This is a genomic window from Chryseobacterium sp. POL2, assembly GCF_011058315.1.
In the GTDB taxonomy this organism is placed as follows: Bacteria; Bacteroidota; Bacteroidia; order Flavobacteriales; family Weeksellaceae; genus Soonwooa.
The window spans coordinates 936,940-951,083 of record NZ_CP049298.1 but is presented as its reverse complement, the minus strand read 5'-3'; the positions used below and the strand labels follow the sequence as shown (position 1 = coordinate 951,083).

At 35.5% G+C, this 14,144-nt stretch carries 14 protein-coding genes; 6 read left to right on the top strand and 8 right to left on the bottom strand.

Translation table 11 applies throughout. The annotated features are described in order from the left end of the window. From G6R40_RS04485 to ruvX, 4 genes are all read right to left on the bottom strand, one after another. On the bottom strand, window positions 1-729 hold the full coding sequence (locus G6R40_RS04485; protein ID WP_165132108.1) for a helical backbone metal receptor: 729 nt from the start codon (window positions 727-729) through the stop codon (window positions 1-3). A gap of 78 nt (window positions 730-807) precedes the next feature. Beyond that, the gene (locus G6R40_RS04480; RefSeq protein ID WP_165132105.1) at window positions 808-1,350 is read right to left on the bottom strand and encodes a DUF5606 domain-containing protein; all 543 of its coding nucleotides are present in this window, start codon (window positions 1,348-1,350) and stop codon (window positions 808-810) included. A 44-nt stretch (window positions 1,351-1,394) separates the two neighbouring features. After that, entirely contained in the window at window positions 1,395-1,967 is a 573-nt protein-coding gene (def, locus tag G6R40_RS04475) for a peptide deformylase (protein ID WP_165132102.1), read from the bottom strand. Continuing rightward, window positions 1,964-2,374, bottom strand: a complete 411-nt coding sequence (gene ruvX / locus G6R40_RS04470; RefSeq protein ID WP_165132099.1) for a Holliday junction resolvase RuvX — start codon at window positions 2,372-2,374, stop codon at window positions 1,964-1,966. Before ruvX ends, def begins: the two co-directional genes overlap by 4 nt. Window positions 2,375-2,479: 105 nt before the next feature. Between ruvX and G6R40_RS04465 the strand changes: the two genes are divergently transcribed. Next, the gene (locus G6R40_RS04465) at window positions 2,480-3,178 is read left to right on the top strand and encodes an ABC transporter ATP-binding protein (protein ID WP_165132096.1); all 699 of its coding nucleotides are present in this window, start codon (window positions 2,480-2,482) and stop codon (window positions 3,176-3,178) included. A 73-nt stretch (window positions 3,179-3,251) separates the two neighbouring features. On the opposite strand, the gene G6R40_RS04460 is transcribed toward G6R40_RS04465, so the two are convergent. Beyond that, complete coding sequence (locus G6R40_RS04460; protein ID WP_165132093.1) at window positions 3,252-3,845, bottom strand: hypothetical protein; 594 nt, start codon at window positions 3,843-3,845, stop codon at window positions 3,252-3,254. Between the two features lie 11 nt (window positions 3,846-3,856). Then, window positions 3,857-4,351 (bottom strand): RNA polymerase sigma factor, encoded by a 495-nt coding sequence (locus tag G6R40_RS04455; protein ID WP_165132090.1) that lies wholly within the window; start codon window positions 4,349-4,351, stop codon window positions 3,857-3,859. A gap of 98 nt (window positions 4,352-4,449) precedes the next feature. Here G6R40_RS04455 and G6R40_RS04450 point away from each other — a divergent pair, with 98 nt between their 5' ends. From G6R40_RS04450 to tpx, 5 genes are all read left to right on the top strand, one after another. Then, window positions 4,450-4,890 carry a hypothetical protein gene (locus G6R40_RS04450; RefSeq protein WP_165132088.1) on the top strand — a complete coding sequence of 147 codons (441 nt, stop codon included), beginning with the start codon at window positions 4,450-4,452 and terminating at the stop codon, window positions 4,888-4,890. 125 nt (window positions 4,891-5,015) lie between these two features. Then, window positions 5,016-7,811: a WD40/YVTN/BNR-like repeat-containing protein gene (locus G6R40_RS04445; RefSeq protein WP_165137521.1), complete on the top strand. Its 2,796-nt coding sequence runs from the start codon at window positions 5,016-5,018 to the stop codon at window positions 7,809-7,811. Window positions 7,812-7,880: 69 nt separating this feature from the next. Then, window positions 7,881-10,085, top strand: coding sequence for a TonB-dependent receptor (locus tag G6R40_RS04440; protein WP_165132086.1), 2,205 nt, complete (start codon window positions 7,881-7,883; stop codon window positions 10,083-10,085). Window positions 10,086-10,215: 130 nt separating this feature from the next. Beyond that, entirely contained in the window at window positions 10,216-10,830 is a 615-nt protein-coding gene (locus tag G6R40_RS04435; RefSeq protein ID WP_165132084.1) for a hypothetical protein, read from the top strand. Between the two features lie 135 nt (window positions 10,831-10,965). Then, complete coding sequence (tpx, locus tag G6R40_RS04430) at window positions 10,966-11,499, top strand: thiol peroxidase (protein ID WP_228455944.1); 534 nt, start codon at window positions 10,966-10,968, stop codon at window positions 11,497-11,499. Here the strand turns inward: tpx and G6R40_RS04425 are convergent. Next, complete coding sequence (locus tag G6R40_RS04425; protein ID WP_165132080.1) at window positions 11,465-12,007, bottom strand: HdeD family acid-resistance protein; 543 nt, start codon at window positions 12,005-12,007, stop codon at window positions 11,465-11,467. The two genes, tpx and G6R40_RS04425, sit on opposite strands and share 35 nt — an antisense overlap. Before the next feature lie 144 nt (window positions 12,008-12,151). After that, window positions 12,152-14,137: a urocanate hydratase gene (locus G6R40_RS04420; RefSeq protein ID WP_165137518.1), complete on the bottom strand. Its 1,986-nt coding sequence runs from the start codon at window positions 14,135-14,137 to the stop codon at window positions 12,152-12,154. Window positions 14,138-14,144: the final 7 nt, after the last annotated feature.

Sequence of the window (14,144 nt, the reverse complement as noted above, 5' to 3'; positions counted from 1 at the left end):
CTAAAGTTGGAGACTTTTGATTAAATCTTGGTAGTAAGTTCCGAGTTTTGAAATTCGGGTGCCATACCAAGAAAAAGCTTCACCATCAACAATACGAATTATTTTATCAGGAAACACATCGCGCATTAGTTCGATGTGTTTTTCTTTAAAAGGATAAGGTTCGGAGGATAAGAAAATAACATCAGCTATGGCTAATTCGTTAAGTTCGAAAGTCGGATAACGTTTTTGATTTTTAAAGATATTTTCAAAACCAATTTCTTCTAAAATATGATGAATAAAAGTGTCGCGACCAATACTCATGTACGGATTTTTCCAAATGAGATATGCAGCTTTTAGTTTTTTTTCGGGTTTAGCAAAATTAAATTGCTCCTGAATTTTTAAATTAAATTGTTGTGCGGTTTCCTTTTTGTTAAGAAGATTTCCAAGGTTTTTTAGTAAATAATAGTTGTCTTCCAAGGTTTCCACATGGGTGACTACAACTTTGTGCGTATTCATTAATTCCTCAACCTGTTCTTTAACGTTTTCCTCTTTGTTGGCTAGGATAATATCGGGATTTAATGATTTTATTTTTTCGATATCAATATTTTTGGTTCCACCAATTATTTCGACATCTTCAACGAGGCTTTTGGGATGAATACAGAATTTGGTTCTCCCGATAACTTCTTCAGAACTTAATCCGAAATCAAACAGAATTTCGGTCAAAGACGGAACCAACGAAACAATTTTCATAATGTATTTATAAAAAGAAACTCCATCAAAATTAGTATTTTTTGATGGAGTTTTTACTATTGTTGAGATTAAAATGGATTAATCTTCTTTTTTAGTAGTTTTTTTAGCTGCAGGTTTTTTAGCAGGTTTCTCTGCTGACGTTTCAGTTTTTTCTGCTGCTTTTTTAGTTGTTTTCTTTGCTGGCTTTTCTTCGTCAACTGGCGCTTCTTCAACAACTTCTTCAACTTTTATAAAACTTTCTGGTGTGATGTAACCTGCTTTTTGTAATAAGTTATACCATTGTGCCAATTTTTTGATATCAGACTCATAAACCCTTTCTGTATCATAATTTGGAAGAGATTCTTCCATGAAAGCTTTTAGCTCTTCGCTTTTTGACTTATGGTTGATGGTTGGTTTGTAATCGTATTTTTTAGCGATATTTTCGAATACTTCGAATAAGGGAACTTCTTTGTCGAAAGTGAACATCGCGATGTTGTCTAGCAAGCTTACTTGGCTAGAATTGGAGATACTTGCCTTTTTCTTAGTTGAGATATCTTCAACGATGAATCCGTTTCTTAATTGCGAAACTAATTTGTAAAGTCCTGGTTTTCCAGAGATCGAAATTATTTTTTCTAACTGCATTGTTTCAATGTTTAGTCGTTGTTAATTTTTTCTTAGTTTATATTTTATTTTGGAAATCGCATCTTGTAGCTGACACCTACATCGCCATTTGCGATTTTTTGTAATTTTCCTTTAACCAATTTCTTTTTTAAGGCGCTGAGATGATCCGTGAAAAGGATACCATCTATATGGTCATATTCATGTTGAATAACGCGCGCACGAATATCTGAAAAAGTATCGATATGTTTAACAAAATTTTCATCAAAATATTCAATTTTGATAGTTTCTTTGCGTTTTACATCTTCGCGAACGTCTGGAATCGAGAGACAACCTTCGTTGAACTTCCATTCTTCGCCACTTTCTTCTAATATTTGTGCGTTGATAAATACTTTTTTGAAGTCTTTGAGTTCTTCTGCTATATCTTCATAATCTTCATCTTCTGCAAGAGGCGTAATGTCGATTACAAAAAGACGAATGTCCAAGCCAATTTGTGGCGCAGCAAGGCCAATGCCATTAGCACCATGCATGGTTTCGAACATGTTTTCTATTAAACTTGGTAGTTCTGGATAATCTTTGTCGATATCATGAGCTACTTTTCTTAATACTGGATCGCCGAAGGCGCGTATTGGTAAAATCATTGTTGATCTAAAAAATTTTGCAAAATTATGGTTGCACTTACACGGTCTATAAGACCCTTTTCCTGTCTTTGTTTTTTATTTTTCCCACTTTGACTAATAAAATATGATGCCATTTTGGAAGTAAAACGTTCATCTAAACGATGAATTTTTATTAATGGAAATTCAGTTGCAAAAACATTTAAAAACTTCTGAATATCGGTTTCTATTTCAGACATTTGACCTTTAAGGTCGGTTGGTAATCCAACAACAATACTTTCCACATTATTTTTGCTGAAATAATCTTTGAGAAAATCCAATAATTTTGGCGTTTCTACAGTCGTTAACGCACTCGCGATAATCTTAAAATCATCGGTTGCAGCAAGTCCTGTTCTTGCTTTGCCATAGTCTATTGCTAGGATTTGTCCCATAGGATTGCAAATTTACAAAAAAAATTAGGCTTATAAAATTAGTTTTAAAAGAGAAATGATTTTAAGAATTAGATTTAGTATTTTTGCCCTAGATAATTGTGAACAATGGCTTTAGATATTATAAATCTGACAAAAAAATTCGGAGAACAAACTGCGCTTAATAGCGTTAATATTTCAATTAACAAAAACGAAATTATTGGTTTGCTAGGGCCCAACGGCGCTGGAAAATCAACTTTGATGAAGTCTATTGTTGGGGCGCTGAAGTTGGATGAAGGTCAAATTTTGTTGGATCAAAAAGACATTACAAAACACGATATCGAATGCAAACGCAAAATGGGTTTTCTTCCAGAAAATAATCCATTGTACCAAGACATGTTCGTGAAAGAGTATCTACAATTTGTTGCTAATATTCATAATGTTGGGAAAAATAGAGTAAACGAAGTTATCGAATTGGTAGGCATAACGCCAGAAAAATCAAAAAAAATAAGTCAACTTTCCAAAGGTTACAAGCAACGTGTAGGACTGGCACAAGCAATTCTCCATCAGCCAGATTTATTGATTTTGGATGAACCTACGAATGGGCTTGATCCTAACCAAATTGTGGAAATCCGAAATGTTATTAAAGAAATTGGTAAAGAAAAAACGGTAATTCTATCAACACATATTATGCAAGAAGTGGAAGCTTTGTGCTCGCGCGTGATTTTGATTCATAAAGGAAATATCATTCAGGATTCGCCAATATCCGAGTTCAAAGGAAAATACGAAAGTCTGGAACAAGCTTTCCAAAGTTATACCGAAGCTTAAAAGAAAAAAAATAAAACGATGTCAAACGGCATCGCTTTTTATTTTTAAATGAGTTTGATTTTAAAAAATAATTTTAGTTTCTTAATTCTTTGACAAGATCTTCAACTTTCTTGATGTATTTTCCGTAATAATAATTGAACCAGAATTTCCCCAAAATCCATAAGAAAACTAATCCCGCAAACACGGCGCCCAAAAACACGCAAACCAAATGCAAATTAGAGTATTGATGTGTGTAGGGTATGGATTCTAGAATAATTATCATTTCTGCAACGATGAAAGGGACAAAGCTGATGTAGAAAGATAAATAATATTGTTTGTTAAGATGGAACTGGTGCAACAAATCTTGTAGCGAGGCTAGTGTTTCCAACTCGGGATTGCTAATTTCTTTGTAAAGTTTAAAAAATTTATGATAAAAAAATAAGGTTACCAAGGTCATCGATCCTACCAAAATATCGAGGTACAATCGGAATCGGAAAGGCATCTCAATACCCCAAATAGCGACCAAAACAAAGGCAAGAAGAATGATGGTTGACCAAAATTCCCAGCGCATGTTTTTTCGGATTTTTTCAAGCGGTAAGTTTAGGCTTTTTCTTTGTTCTAGGCTGACTTCGGGCGTATTTTCGGCAGTGTCGTTGTCCCAGATATTTTTTAATTCATCGATATTCATAATGCTGTTGCTTAAGAGTTGGATAAAATGTCTTTTAATTTGTTTTTGGCGCGGTTCATTTTCACGCGGATGTTGGCTTCAGAAATTCCCATTTGTTGTGCAATTTCTCGTCCAGAAAAATCTTCTAGATAATAGAATATAAAAGCTTTGTCAATGGGATTAAGCTGTTGGATGGCTTCATACATTTTATGAAGTTTTTCTTCCTTTTCGTGGTCATAGTCTTCTTGAGCGATTTTAAAATCCGATAGTTCGGAATGCTCAATAAAACTTCTTTTTTTCTCCGATTTTAAAAATACAATGGCTGTGTTTAGTGAGACGCGATAGAGCCAAGTGGAGAATTTGCTGTCGCCTTTGAAGCTCGCAAAAGCCTTCCAAACTTGAAATGTAATTTCCTGGAAAAGATCTTCCTGATCTTCCCGATTGTCCATATACATTTTCGAAATTTTGAAAATAATGCCTTTATGTTTTTCGATTTTCTCTAAAAACTCGCGATGGCGTCCATCCATAACTTTTGTTTCTCGATTAGTAAGTAGAAGATTTTGGTTTTTGTTACAAAACAATATTCTGAAATTTAAATTGTTTAAATTTAACACCAAATAAACGTATGATGAAATCCTTTTATAAAATAATACTATTAGCGGCATGTTGTGGTGTATATTGTGGCCAAGCACAATGTGTCAAAGTTATTAGCGCAACGCAAGGATATCAAATGGGTGGCAGAGAAGAGTCGCGACAAGAAATCTTGAAAGTAGAACTAAAAGAAAATAAAAAGCTTGAACCTCTTTATTTTTTAATCGACCAAAAGAAAGTTGATTTTTCGAAAACGATTGTTGATGATAAGCTTGTATTAACAGCCATTTTGCATTCCGCACAAGACAATTTTCCAACGACCGATAATCCTTATCCAATGGCTAAAATACCAATTTGGGATAAATTGATTTTAGTATTGAAAAAACTTAAATCGAATAAATTAATCAAGCGAAAAATAAAACTTACAAAACCCAAAGAGAATAATATAATTACAACTGAAGCGCTTCCACAATAGGTTTTTAATATTTATGATTTTCATTTTTTAATGGAATTGAAATAGTATTCTCTTATTTTTTATTTTATTTCAATAATTCTTTAAAAAAGTTACTTTTGTATTTATAAAATAAGAAGATTATGAAAATGAAAATTATTCTTGGAGTTGGGCTTTCTATAGCTTCTCTTTACCTTAATGCGCAACAAAGGCAGAAAGAACCTAGCATCAATAAAAAGTATCTGGAACATATCCAAAATGCAATGAAAACGCATAAGAAGGATATACAATTTGCTAAAGAAAATAACCAAAAACCTCCCGAAGAATATAATCTAGCAGAATATATTGCGACAATGGATCCTAATACAGGAGAATTACATAACCAAAATTATGTAAAGCTAGAAGCCGAAGTTAAAGCGGGTAAGTACAAGGCAAATAAAAACCTAAAACTTTTTGGTGGTGATAAAAATATTAATGCTAAAGGAATTGCTAATCAGTGGATAGAGCGTGGTCCTTATGATGTTGGTGGTAGAGTTAGAGGTATTATGTTTGATCCTAATGATGCTACTGGCAAAAAAGTTTGGGCTGGCGGTGTTTCTGGTGGATTGTGGTATAATAATGATATTAGCAATGCCAACTCGGAGTGGACTTTGGTTGATGGTTTTTGGGCAAATACTTCTATTTCTTGTATCGTGTCAGACCCTAACAATTCACAGGTTTTCTATGTCGGAACTGGCGAGGTGGAGACTGGCGACATCAGCGGTTTAGGAATTTGGAAAACCATAGATGGTGGGCAAACATGGACACAGATTTTCACTTTTGAAGATGGACAATCAGGAAATGTAAGAAATGGAAATTACCATATTCCATCTATAAGAGTTGTTAATAACAATGGGGTTTCAGAAGTATATGCTGGCGTAGCTGGTACTTACCTGAGTGATGCGATGGCTTTTATGGGAATCGGCCAGTCAGGACTTTATAAATCTACAGATGGTGTTAATTTTACAAGGTTAAACAATCTTTTATGGAATTCCAATAATGGTTATAATATTCAGGATATTGAAGTCGGAAAAGACAATTCGATTTGGGTTGCGACAAGACGCAGCAGTTATGGCAATTCAACATCTGGAGGAAAGATTTTTAAATCTACTAATCTTGGGGCTAATTTTACTGAAGTTTATAATGTAGGCAATTCTGGCGCAAGAGTTATGGTAGAAGTTTCTGAAACCAATCCGTTGAAAGCTTATGCACTCATGCAAGGCGCTAATACGTCTGAACCCATTAGAATCGCAAAAACTACAGATGGCGGCGTAAGTTGGATTTCTACCAATGTAGCCGGCTCAGGAATTACATTACCCAATCCAATTGACACAGGACAACCCGATAACGACTTTACCAGAGGGCAATCTTTCTATGATTTGGTTATCGAAACAGATCCTGCCAACGATGATCATGTCTATGTTGGCGGTGTAGATTCGTACAAATCAACAGACGGTGGTGCAACTTGGAAACAATATACAAAATGGTCAAATAATAATGCTTTAGGAAGCACAAACATTTCTCTTGTCCATGCAGATCAACATGCGCTGGTATTTAATCCAAAGAATCCTAATCAATTTGTGATGGGGAATGATGGTGGCATTTTCTTCGCTGCTAATAAAAACAATTTGGCGGCTAGCAATACGGTCCAAATGAGAAATAAAAAACTAAATATCACGCAGTTTTATCACGGAACTCTCAACCCAACAGCTAATTTTAATGATGAGGAAATGATCTTGGGCGCACAAGATAACGGAACGCAACGTCTTTCTGGTGCTGTTTTGCCAAACGGATTTTATGACGATTCTGAAGTCTATGGCGGCGATGGTGCTTTTACAGCTTTTGATGATCAAGATAAATATTTGATTGCTTCTTATGTGTACAATTTCCATATTTTATTTCATCAAGGAGGTGCTACTTATTTATTATCAAATTCAGCGCAGCAAAATGCAGGACAATTTATCAACCCATTAGTTGTTGACAGAAATCTTGATATAGCCTATACAAACGCCAATTCTAACGGAACAACCAAAGTCGTTTTGAACAGAGTGTCTGGATTGGCAAGTTCGCCATTACAATTAACGCGTTCGCAAATAACGATTGCAAACGTTGCATCGGGAGAAAATATTTCTAGATTATATGTCTCTCCTTATACAACAACAAGTACAACAATGTTTGTCGGACTTTCAACCGGTAAATTGTATAAAGTAACCAATGCGAATGCAACACCAAATACTTCTCTTTATAGCTTTGTATTTCCAGGAAACATTTCCGATATTAAACTTGGTGCTTCCGAAAACGAAATTATGGTAGTCGTATCAAACTATAATACGGAAAGCATATTTTATTCAACAAATGGCGGAACATCTTGGAGCATGAAAGAAGGTAATCTTCCAGATATTCCTGTTAGAGCAATTCTGATGAATCCTGAAAATAACAACGAAGTTATCATTGGAACACATTTTGGCGTTTGGGGAACATCTAATTTCCAAGCGGCATCACCAACATGGTCGATGTATTCTAACGGTTTAGGTAAGTTTAAAATCACGCATTTTGATTATAGACCTACTGATAAAACAATTTTGGCAGTTACCTACGGACGTGGTGCTTTTACGACTCAAAAAGAAGATATATTCTTACCAACTGATAATGTCGAACATAAATTATTAAACAATCGTATCTATCCAAATCCAACAAGAGGACCTCTCCAGGTGAAGTTTGATTCTAAAGTATCCGACAAAGTAGATGTGGAAGTTTATGATACTTCGGGGAAACTGGTATTCAGCAAAAAAGCAGTAAAGTCTGATGAAGAGTTTAACATCGGTGAGCTACCAAAAGCCAATTATGTTGTGAAGGTTATTCAGGATGGTATTATTCTTTATTCATCTGTAATTCTCAAACGATAAAAAATAAATTTTATTAAAACTAAAGGTAAAGCAGGAACAGCTTTACCTTTTTATATTCAATATTTGTAAATGAAAAAAAACTATTTGTTATCCATAATTGTTTTGAGCTCAGGATTCTTATCGGCTCAACAAGATGAAAATGAGTTAGAAGCCGTTACCGTCCATGCCCGTACAAAAGTGATTAAAGAACGAGAAGAATTCAAAAAAAATGCACAATCTACCGAAAATCTTTCCAATTATGAATTGAATAGAAATAATCCAGCAATGATTGAGCAATCGCTTAGTACCATTGCAGGAGTCCAAGTTGAGAAGAGAAGCATCATGGGGGGACAACGGGTTATCTTACGTGGCTATGGTAACGACCAAAAATTTAACAATTGGGGTATCAAAATGTATTGGAATAATATTCCGTTAACCAATGCCGATGGCGTAACAGTTTTGGATGATGTTAATTTCGGATTTATTAACCATGTTGAGGTTGTTAAAGGACCTGCTGCAACTGCTTATGGAGGAGGAACTGGTGGAGTTGTACGCTTTTATTCAAGGCCCGAAACGCAAAAAGGAAATCGTATTTCTCAAGATTTTATGGCTGGTTCTTTTGGTTTGTTTCAAACTTCCACTGGACTTACAAGCGTTGGCGACAATTATTCGATATCGGCTAATTATGGACACATTGGGGCAGATGGTTATCGTCCACACGGGAAAAGTATCAAGAATTTTTATAACATAAACTCTGAAATCAAACTCAATAAAAATCAAAAACTAAGCATTCTGGCTTCTCACGGAAATTCTTTAGAACAAGTTTCGGGACAGATTTCTTACGACGATTATTACAATGGCGTTGACAAGGGCAATTTTGCATATATCCGTCGTGGCGCAAAAACCAAATTTGTGACTTCCAGATTCGGGATTTCACATGCTTGGAAGATTACAGATGATTTTAGTAACAACACAACAATTTTCTATACTGGGACGACAAGCGACAGGATTGCGGCGGGCGCTTACGAAACCTATTCAGCGCCCAATTATGGTGTAAGATCCGTTTTCAACTACACCAAAGATTTTGGAAGTTTTAAAAGCCAAACAGATTTTGGAGTAGAATATCAACAATCCCGATCTTTGATTACAAATTACCGTTTCAAAAGTGTGAAACCTTCGGAACAACCAATATTACGTCCAATTTATGAAGGTTCTTATTTCAAAATTTTAAACAACCAAACCAGTGTTTTTGCCATTGAAAAATTGACTTACAAACCTTGGGATTTGATGTTTTTAGCAGGTGTTAGCCTTAACAAAATTGCCTACAATCGCCAAGATATGTTGGCTTTGCCGGGATTGTTTGTTGTGAATGGTATCGACTTGTACAAAGGTCAAAATCTATCCTTTGATAAAAGTTTTGATGCTGTGGCAACACCACATTTTGCTCTTCAAAAAATATGGAAAAAACAGATTTTTAATTTAAGTTACAGCGAAGGTTACAATGCACCAACTTCGGCGACGTCGTTTATTTCTGGGCTTAATCAGACGAATGATAATTTGATTCCCGAAAAAGCGAAAATGTGGGATTTCAGTGTACATGGTTTGTTGCTGGATACTGCGATAGACTATCAGTTTTCGGTGTTTAGTATCGATGTGAAAAACAAATTGACGCAGCTTAGTGGCATTATGTCTAATGCGGAAAATACGCCTTACAGCTATTGGGCAAACACGGGCAATCAGTCTAATAAAGGTCTTGAAATGAGCTTGGGTTATGTTTATGAACCAAAATCTTCATTTCTTAAAAAAGTTCAGCCTTTTGTGAGTTATACCTACAATGATTTTAAATATAAGGATTTTAAAACCTTTCTTAAAGAAAACGCTAAACCTGCAGCAATTAATGATTATCAGGGCAAAAGCGTTGTGGGTGTTCCAAAATCGAAATTGACTTTAGGGCTCGATTTTGATACGAATATTGGATTGTATTGGCAAAATACATTTAATTATATGGGAACGGTTTTTACCGATTTTGCCAATTCGAATAAGGTGAAAAGTTTTGGACTTTTGAATTCTAAAATTGGTTACAAACACAGTTTCAAACATGTAGATTTGGACGTTTTTGTGATGGGAAATAATCTTACCAATCAAATTAATTACACATTCTTATTTTACGGAAACAGTATTAACGACACCGATGCTGATAACCAGTACAACAATCCCAATGTCTTTACAGATGTCAATCCTGGACCTAGCAAATCCTATTTTTTTACAGGACTTAATTTAAAATATCATTTTTAAAATATCTAGCCACTTTTTCGAAAGTGGTTTTTTATGGATTATCAAGAAAATGTTAAAATTTAATTATCATTAGGTTAAAAATCAAAAAGCTATCTTTGTTAAATCAAAACATCATTAAAACAAAGAAATCATGAAAAAATCTATTTTATTATTAGCGGTCCTAAGTATGATGGCTTGTAAAAAAAGCGAAGACAAAACCTCAGAATCTTCATCTATAGGCAAAGCAGTCGATGCGGCGCAAAGTTATAGCAATATTGCAACTTCTATGGATGACATACAAAAAAATATTGAAAGGCTTAAAACCATCAAACCACTATCAAATGAGGAAATGAAATCGGCTTTGCCAGAAACAATTTTGGGACTCAAAAGAACCGAAATAAGAGTTGGCGATGCCTCGATGATGGGATTGGTTTCTGCAGAAGCGACCTATTCTGACGATGCCAACAAACGTATCGAAATTAATATTATGGATGGTGCAGGGGAAACAGGCAGCGCCATGATTTCGATGTTATTGATTGCTCTGAAAGCAGAATCTGAGAAAAGCACAGCGAAAGGTTTTGAAAAAACAACCAATTTTAATAATGTTCGTGCCATCGTTTCTGAAGAAAAAGAGGGCGATGAGGTAGATGCCGATATTCAATATATTTTGAAAGATCGATATACTGTGAAAATTGATGGAAATGGCTATACATTGGATCAACTAAAACCTGTCATGGATGCGATTAGTACATCAGCGTTAAAATAAATATAAAGCTTCCGAAAGGAAGTTTTTTTGTTTTAAATTTGATTAAAATTAAAGAATATGAAATCATTTAAAATATTAAGTTTGGGATTGTTGCTTGTATTTGGACTTTCCAATGCGCAACAAGCAAGCGTTTTGATGCGCGGGAAAGAAGTGAAAACCTTTGCAAAACTTCCTCATATAAATGTTGAAGCTCCAAATTTTGAGTTGACCGATGATAAAATGGAAACCAAAACACTCGACAATTATAAAGGAAAATATGTGATACTAAATATTTTCCCAAGTGTTGACACGGGCGTTTGTTCGATGTCGGTAAGAAAGTTTAATGAGTTGGCTGCTAATTTAGAAAACACTGTTGTGTTGTGTATTTCCAAAGATTTGCCATTTGCTCAAAAACGTTTTTGTGGCGCCGAAGGTATCAAAAATGTTGTGATGTTATCGGATTTTCGCACCGATTTTGGAAAGCGTTACGGTGTAGAAATGATAGATGGCAATTCACGTGGTTTGTTAAGTCGCGCGGTAGTTGTCATTGATCCAAAGGGGAAAATCATCTATGAAGAACAAGTCGCAGATATTAGTCACGAACCCAATTATGAAAAAGTTTTAGCAGCTGTTAAATTATTATTGAAAGAATTTTCTATTTCAGTTTCTTTAATCCAAAAGACAACATAATTTGTAAAATCCCCAGCATAATGAATGAGATAGCGGTGTAATACACAATCGTTAAACCTCCAAAAGCTGGATTAAAAATCATTAATAATGAAAATAAAACTCCTAAAACACTAAAAAACATTGCCGTTCCCCAAGGAAAGCCCAATTTTTTAAGGGAAAGAGAAGCGCCAATACCAATCACAGAACGCAACAAAATGGTAACCCCTACGTAAATAGGTAAAAATGTTAGAGTTAAACCTGGCGATGCGACTAATAAAATACCTAAAATTAAATCGAGAATTGCGCCCGCTAAAGACCATCCCCAATTCGGATAATGTCGGTTGCTAAATGCATCAATGATTTCTATAATCCCCGTTACCAAAAAGATGGTAGCGAAAATCATCCCTAATGCCATGTAAGAGGCCAAAGGCGTTCGGAAAATATAAATTCCACCAATAATAAAAAGAATTCCTGAGATTAATGGTAAATACCAATACTTGTAAGGATTTTTGTAATTTTCTTGATTCATATTTATAATTTTAAATGGTTAATAACTTACAAATAACATACCTCTGCACGGAAATTATCTAATTTAAAACTAATATAAAGAGGCTACTTCCAGTATTTTTCTAAGCTTATAGGTTTCGCCGCCGAAACTTCCTCATTTTATTTTCTATAGCAAATTTTCATCCACCAAATTCGGAAGCGTAACTTTTAATTTCGGTTCTGCCTCCATGGCACGCTTTATCGCAAACATCGCTCCTTCATTTCTTGCCCAAGATCTACGAGAAATTCCGTTGTTCACGTCCCAGAAAAGCATAGATTTTAATCTTCTGTCGGCATCTTCAGTTCCGTCCAATAACATTCCGAAACCACCGTTGATTACTTCGCCCCAACCAACGCCACCACCGTTGTGAATAGAAACCCAAGTCGCTCCACGGAAACTATCGCCAATCACATTGTGAATCGCCATATCCGCTGTAAACCTTGAACCGTCATAAATATTAGAAGTTTCACGGTATGGAGAATCCGTTCCCGAAACATCGTGATGATCTCTACCCAAGACCACTGGACCAATTTTCCCTTCTTTAATAGCATTGTTGAAGGCTTCTGCGATTTTCATTCGTCCTTCTGCATCTGCATATAAAATTCGAGCTTGAGAGCCTACCACCAATTTATTTTCCTGCGCACCTTTTATCCATTGGATATTGTCTTTCATTTGTTGCTGAATTTCAGAAGGTGAATGTTGAATCATTTCTTCTAAAACTTTACAAGCGATATCATCCGTTTTTTGTAAATCTTCAGGATTATTCGAAGCGCAAACCCAACGGAAAGGCCCAAAACCATAATCGAAACACATGGGTCCCATAATATCCTGAACGTAAGAAGGAAATTTAAATTCTCTTCCCAAAGTCGGATTTGGATTCATCACATCTGCTCCCGCACGAGAAGCTTCCAACAAAAATGCGTTTCCGTAATCGAAGAAATACGTTCCTTTATCCGTATGTTTATTGATAGCTGCTGCGTGTCTTCTCAAGGTTTCCTGAACTTTTTCTTTGAACAATTCAGGATTTTCTGCCATCATTTTGTTGGATTCTTCAAAAGAAATTCCAACTGGATAATAACCTCCCGCCCAAGGATTATGCAATGAAGTTTGATCGGAACCAATATCTATTCTCAAATTTTCTTCATCAAATTTCTCCCAAACATCTACGATATTCCCTAGATAAGCCAAAGAAACCGTTTCCTTGTTTTCTTGAGCTTTTCTTACTCTTGCCACCAACTTATTGAGGTTTTCATGGATTTCGTTTACCCATTTCTGATCGTGACGAATTTTGGTGATTTTAGGATTTACTTCTGCACAAACCGTTACGCAACCTGCAATATTTCCCGCTTTTGGCTGCGCTCCCGACATTCCACCTAAGCCAGACGTTACAAAAAGTCCTCCTTTTGGTTCTTTATTTATTTTTCTAAAGGCATTGAGAACGGTAATCGTTGTTCCGTGAACAATTCCTTGCGGACCGATGTACATATAGCTTCCCGCCGTCATTTGTCCGTATTGTGAAACGCCCAACGCATTGAATTTCTCCCAATCATCGGGTTTAGAATAATTTGGAATCATCATTCCATTAGTCACCACAACTCTTGGAGCGTCTTTGTGTGAAGGGAAAAGTCCCATCGGATGTCCAGAATACATCACCAAAGTTTGCTCATCGGTCATTTCCGACAAATATTGCATCGTCAAAAGATACTGTGCCCAATTGCTGAACACCGCACCATTTCCACCGTACGTAATGAGTTCATGAGGATGTTGAGCTACCGCATAATCCAAATTGTTTTGAATCATCAACATAATGGCTTTTGCCTGTTCAGATTTCCCTGGGTATTCAGCAATATCACGAGCTTTCATCTCGTAATCTGGACGAAAACGATACATATAAATTCTTCCAAAATCCTCAAGTTCTTTTTTGAATTCAGGGATTAATTCTGCATGAAATTTTGGTTCGAAATAACGCAAAGCATTTTTTAAAGCCAGTTTTTTTTCTTCTTCAGTAAGTATTTCTTTACGCTTTGGTGCGTGATTGATATTTTGTTCGTAAGCTTTTGGTTGTGGAAGTTCAGTAGGAATTCCCTGTTGTATTTGTTCTTGGAATGTCATTTCTATT

What these genes read in the sequence shown, in the direction of transcription:
- G6R40_RS04485 (WP_165132108.1), bottom strand. Translation starts at nt 729, where the DNA reads ATGAAAATTGTTTCGTTGGTTCCGTCTTTGACCGAAATTCTGTTTGAT.
- G6R40_RS04480 (WP_165132105.1), bottom strand. Translation starts at nt 1,350, where the DNA reads ATGCAGTTAGAAAAAATAATTTCGATCTCTGGAAAACCAGGACTTTAC.
- def (WP_165132102.1), bottom strand. Translation starts at nt 1,967, where the DNA reads ATGATTTTACCAATACGCGCCTTCGGCGATCCAGTATTAAGAAAAGTA.
- ruvX (WP_165132099.1), bottom strand. Translation starts at nt 2,374, where the DNA reads ATGGGACAAATCCTAGCAATAGACTATGGCAAAGCAAGAACAGGACTT.
- G6R40_RS04465 (WP_165132096.1), top strand. Translation starts at nt 2,480, where the DNA reads ATGGCTTTAGATATTATAAATCTGACAAAAAAATTCGGAGAACAAACT.
- G6R40_RS04460 (WP_165132093.1), bottom strand. Translation starts at nt 3,845, where the DNA reads ATGAATATCGATGAATTAAAAAATATCTGGGACAACGACACTGCCGAA.
- G6R40_RS04455 (WP_165132090.1), bottom strand. Translation starts at nt 4,351, where the DNA reads ATGGATGGACGCCATCGCGAGTTTTTAGAGAAAATCGAAAAACATAAA.
- G6R40_RS04450 (WP_165132088.1), top strand. Translation starts at nt 4,450, where the DNA reads ATGATGAAATCCTTTTATAAAATAATACTATTAGCGGCATGTTGTGGT.
- G6R40_RS04445 (WP_165137521.1), top strand. Translation starts at nt 5,016, where the DNA reads ATGAAAATTATTCTTGGAGTTGGGCTTTCTATAGCTTCTCTTTACCTT.
- G6R40_RS04440 (WP_165132086.1), top strand. Translation starts at nt 7,881, where the DNA reads ATGAAAAAAAACTATTTGTTATCCATAATTGTTTTGAGCTCAGGATTC.
- G6R40_RS04435 (WP_165132084.1), top strand. Translation starts at nt 10,216, where the DNA reads ATGAAAAAATCTATTTTATTATTAGCGGTCCTAAGTATGATGGCTTGT.
- tpx (WP_228455944.1), top strand. Translation starts at nt 10,966, where the DNA reads ATGCGCGGGAAAGAAGTGAAAACCTTTGCAAAACTTCCTCATATAAAT.
- G6R40_RS04425 (WP_165132080.1), bottom strand. Translation starts at nt 12,007, where the DNA reads ATGAATCAAGAAAATTACAAAAATCCTTACAAGTATTGGTATTTACCA.
- G6R40_RS04420 (WP_165137518.1), bottom strand. Translation starts at nt 14,137, where the DNA reads ATGACATTCCAAGAACAAATACAACAGGGAATTCCTACTGAACTTCCA.